The sequence below is a fragment of the Streptomyces sp. NPDC056948 genome (assembly GCF_042674225.1).
Lineage (GTDB): Bacteria > Actinomycetota > Actinomycetes > Streptomycetales > Streptomycetaceae > Streptomyces > Streptomyces purpurascens.
On record NZ_JBHUQX010000018.1, the window covers coordinates 39,558 to 42,770 of the forward strand.

General features: G+C 72.9%; 2 protein-coding genes and 1 pseudogene. 1 reads left to right on the forward strand and 2 read right to left on the reverse strand.

Annotated features, from left to right (window positions below; translation table 11 throughout):
• Positions 1-1,409: IucA/IucC family protein (locus tag ACFTZL_RS04280; RefSeq protein WP_382578063.1), on the reverse strand; the 1,409-nt coding region annotated here is incomplete at its 3' end.
• Positions 1,406-2,578 (reverse strand): acetyl-CoA carboxylase biotin carboxylase subunit family protein, encoded by a 1,173-nt coding sequence (locus tag ACFTZL_RS04285; protein WP_382578066.1) that lies wholly within the window; start codon positions 2,576-2,578, stop codon positions 1,406-1,408. The genes ACFTZL_RS04280 and ACFTZL_RS04285, both read right to left, overlap by 4 nt.
• A 103-nt stretch (positions 2,579-2,681) precedes the next feature.
• Between ACFTZL_RS04285 and ACFTZL_RS04290 the strand changes: the two are divergent.
• Positions 2,682-3,213 (forward strand): annotated as a pseudogene (locus tag ACFTZL_RS04290) (iron-sulfur protein); the annotation flags it as partial.

Consider the following 3,213-nt stretch of genomic DNA (forward strand, 5'->3'; position numbering starts at 1 on the left):
CTGCCCTGGTTGGCTCTTTGCGGGGGTTTGCTTACGCCCCCCGGCCGGGGTTGCGGGGGGTGCTGCGGGGTTGTGCGGCGGGGTGTTCCTTCTTTGTCATTAAACGCCGGCGGGCGGCGCCCCGGCCGGAGCACCAGGGAGATGTTCTGCTGGTGCGACTCCAGCGCCACGCCGTACCCGAACAGCGTGGTCTGCCAGTCGAAGAGCAGCGTCAGACAGGCGTCGAGCAGGGCGAGCGGGTCGCCGCCGTGGAAGCGGTCGGCGAGATGGTCGACGACCAGCCGTCCGTCCGGCGCCTCGGCGAGGAGCGCCGCCATCGGCACCACGACCGAGTCCCCGAGACCGGCCGGGTAGCGGCGGCACAGCACGGCCAGGAGTTCATGCCCCGCGTGGGCGTACGTCGTCTCGTCGGCGTGCAGGATGGTGTCCCGGAACCGCGGCTCGCGAGCGACGATCTCTTGGATGAGCCGCTGCCCTACGGCCCCGTCGACGAGTGTGCCGGGCTTGACGGACCGCTTGTTGCGCAGCCCCAACGAGGAGGTGGCGAGGGGCAGTTTGAGGTGCAGCGCCGGGTCCGCCGCCGTCGCCACCGTCCGCATGGACAGGGTCGGTACGACCTCGAGGCATCCCGGTTCGGCCAGTACCGCCCGCCCGCGCAGGCCGGTGGCCCGTAAGGCCGCGTCGAGCGGAGGGCCGAGGGTCAGCGGGTGGACCGGCAGGGCGAGGTGCGTGCGCTCCAGCTCGGCCAGACCGAGCCGCGCGGGCGTGGGCCACAGCCCGGGAAGCGTGCCGGTCAGCAGGACCGCGTCCCGGGGCACGGCGAGCCAGCGCAGGGAGAACTGGGGGTGGAACTCGGGCGCGTACGACCGTAGTTGCTCCTCGTCCAGCCCGGCCCGGCCACGCGCGGTCGGGTACACCGGATGATCCAGACGGGCGGCGAGCGTGTCGAACGCCGGCGCACCGCCGAGGCCGGTCCAGCGCGCCGGATCGGCACCGTGGCGGCCGGTCAACCGCCCGGCGACGGCGTCGCGGGTGTCCGCGTGCAGCCGTAACGTGGCCAATGTCTGCCGGCACTCCTCGTCGAAGGCGTCGAAGCCGGCCCGGTCCTCTGGCTCGGCGAGCGCACGCAGCGCGTCCAGCACCTCTTCGTGCGACGTCAGCTCGGCGCCGTCCGACGCGCGCAGGAGCAGCGGCAGCCGGGCGGCGTACCGGCACTGGAAGCCGTCCTCGGCGACCGGCAGCAGCAGGGCGTCACGGCCGGCGGCACGTCGCAGCCAGGGTCCGTCCGGCCGGTGGACGAGGGCGCTGCGGGTGCGCAGTCCGACGACGTCCTCGCGCAGCAGAGCGCTCAGCACCCGGGTGAGCAGCTCGGACGCGCAGGTGTCCGGCGGGGGTGGCAGTACGGTCACGCCTGGATCTCCCAGCGGAGGGTGGCCAGGAATTCGGCGGCCACGCGGTCCACGGTGTCCTGGTCGGTACCGGTGGCCCGCAGGACGCCGAGGTAGTCGCGGTTGGTGCGGTACAGCTTGTGCCGCTCGCCCACCGCCCGCAGCGGACGATACGTCAGACACACTCCGTCGGCGGTGAGCTCGGTGGCCGCCGGGGCATCGGTCAGGGTCCCGGCCCGGTCGGCGCACGGGTACTCCAGAAGGGCGGCGCGGTCGCAGCGAGCTCCCGGATCGGCCGGGAGCGGTTCGCCCAGGTGGGTACGGAGGATGAGCTCGAACAGGGGGATGCCGAGGAGCCGTTCCAGCAGCAGGTCGCACTGGTCGCCGATGGCCCGGTAGTTGACCTCGATGATCCGTGCCCGCCCCTCGTGCACCACGAACTCGGTGTGACAGGCGCCGAACCCGACGCCGAGCGCGTCCAGTTGGGCGAGCACCTGCGCGACGACCGGCTCGGGGTGGGCGGGGGTGAACGTGAGGCGCTGCTCGACGAAGTGCGGCGGCGGCGACAACTCGGTGCGGAAGCCGCCCAGGACGTGCCGGACCCGGCCGTCGCCCAGGGTCTCCAGCGTGCACAGCTCGCCGGGGAGGTACTCCTCGACGACCAGGGTGGTGCCCGGCCGGCGCTCCAGGATCTCCTCGGCGCGGATCGCCAGGTCCTCGGGGCCGTCGACGAGCACGACGTCCTCGCTGGCCACGCCCTCACGGGGCTTGAGGACACACGGGTAGGGCGCGGTCGGCGGGGCCGGTGCGGTGAGTTCGGCCGACCAGACGGTGTCCGCTCCCGCGGCGGCCAGCCGGCGGCGCATCTCCGCCTTGTCCTTGCAGCGCAGGGTGACCCGCCAGTCCTTGCCGGGCAGGCCGAAGTAGGCGGCGGCCAGGGCGGCCTGGGTCTGGAGATGGTCGCTGTTGGTGAAGACGGCACCAGGGCTGTCATGGGCCGAGATCCGCGACACGACGGCCCGGAAGTCCCGCACGTCACACTCCAGGACCTCGACGTCCTGGCAGGTTCTCCGGTGGGCTTCGGGCTGGTCGGTGAGGACGGTGACGTCCAGGCCCAGCCGGGCGGCGGCGGGGAGGAAGCCCTCGGTGACGGAGTCCGTCGGATTGAGGGCGAGCAGGTACAGGCGCATGGCGGTCTTCCATCGGTGGGTCGGGAGCACGTCCGACGATCTTGTACCTTAGGTTAGCCTTACCTATCCAATCGCGGGTCGCAACTGCCCGTAGGAGTGATCGATGCGCACTGTCCTGGAGTCACCGCCGACCCTCGCCTCCGTCCTCGGTACCGCCTACCGGCGGTTGACCGGCATCTGCGAGGCGCTGACCGTCGAGGTCGCGGACCCCAGGGCGGCCTATGACCAACAGGCGATCACCGCCGACGGACTGACGTCGGATCAGTCAGCCCGCGACGCCTTCCTGGACGCCGAGGCGACGCGCATCCACGCCCGCTTCGCCCACACCCCCCGTCCCCATGTCACCGCCTCACGCGCCCTGCACGACTACGCCTGGTCGATCGCCCTCCTGATGAGCGGCGTCTGGTACCTGGAACGCCGCGTGCCGCGCATCCGGCACCGGTCGGTGCGCCTGGACCTCGCGGCCGGGGCGTACACGATCACGCCCGAGCCGCGCGTCGCCTGTCTGCCCGGCGATCCCGTCGCCGCGCTGCCCGGCGCGGTGACCGTCGCGGGCGAGGAGGCCCTGCGGGCCGAGTTGCGCGCCGCGGTCGCCGACCACATGCGCCCGCTGCTCACCGCCCTCGGCCCCGCCG